Here is a 984-nt window from a genome sequence, read left to right as displayed (position 1 = left end):
TTAGTAAAATAGATATGCAAAAATTAGAACAAAATTGTACTCTTCCCTTAAACTACCCTGAACTTGATGACTCAAAGCAAGTTGAAGCAGCTAAACGTTGTCCGTTGTATAATAATTTTAGTGATTATTTTGATCATGTGTATGACTTAGTTGATAAAAAAAAGGTAATATATCAAAAAAATGATTTAATACTAGAATTAAATAAAGAAAATTTTAGCTATAAACGTGAGGATGGTGTTTTTTCTGGTTCGAAATTGATTTTATCTTTAATCAAAAATAATGAAATTAAAGATAAAATAATCCTGGCTAACGGTTTTACTAATGAAACTACTTTACTTTCAGTTGGTTATCAATATTACTATATCGCACCCAGTGGCGATATTTATACTTTATCCTTAATCGAAATGGATGATGGGATTGGCCCTCAAATATGGATGCATTATAAAATTGATGACAAAAGTTTAAATTTTAATCTAGTGCAAATATATTATCGTCGTTATCAAGTTAATTACCCAGATAGTTTTATGATATTACCTAATCCCGATAAAGATGAACATTATCAAAAAGGGCAATTAGAGAGGTGTCTAAAAAATGAATCCGAAGATGATTGTAATGAAGAAGATATTTATCTTTATTATCTCAAGCAATTAAAACAGAAAACCGGACAACTTTCCAAAAAAACCAATGCAACTAAAAATTTATTTACTCCACTCAAAAAGAAACGCGATAAATTATGTTTAAGTAAAAATAATCTGTTAGATAACGATTACTTATTCCCTTATTTTAATATTAAAGCGGTTGTTTTATGTGAGATAAAACAATTAAAGCAAGATATAAATAGTGTCAAAAAAGAGTTAGCTAAATAGTACAGGAGGGAATAGATACAAATAATGTGCAATATAAAATTAATTAAATTTGTATTTTGAAGAGATTAAGGAATAACTTATGAAATATTCATTTTATATTGGCATTTTTTTTTCTTTG

Annotated in this window: 1 protein-coding gene; it reads left to right on the top strand. The window is 26.5% G+C overall.

Annotated elements, in window-relative coordinates; translation table 11 throughout:
- A partial coding sequence (locus A9G11_RS05635) for a hypothetical protein (protein WP_218056062.1) occupies nt 1-866 on the top strand: 866 nt, incomplete at its 5' end.
- Nucleotides 867-984: the final 118 nt, after the last annotated feature.

The organism is Gilliamella sp. wkB108 (assembly GCF_001690195.1).
GTDB classification, from domain to species: domain Bacteria; phylum Pseudomonadota; class Gammaproteobacteria; order Enterobacterales; family Orbaceae; genus Gilliamella; species Gilliamella apicola_L.
This window is presented reverse-complemented; position numbering and strand designations above follow the sequence as displayed.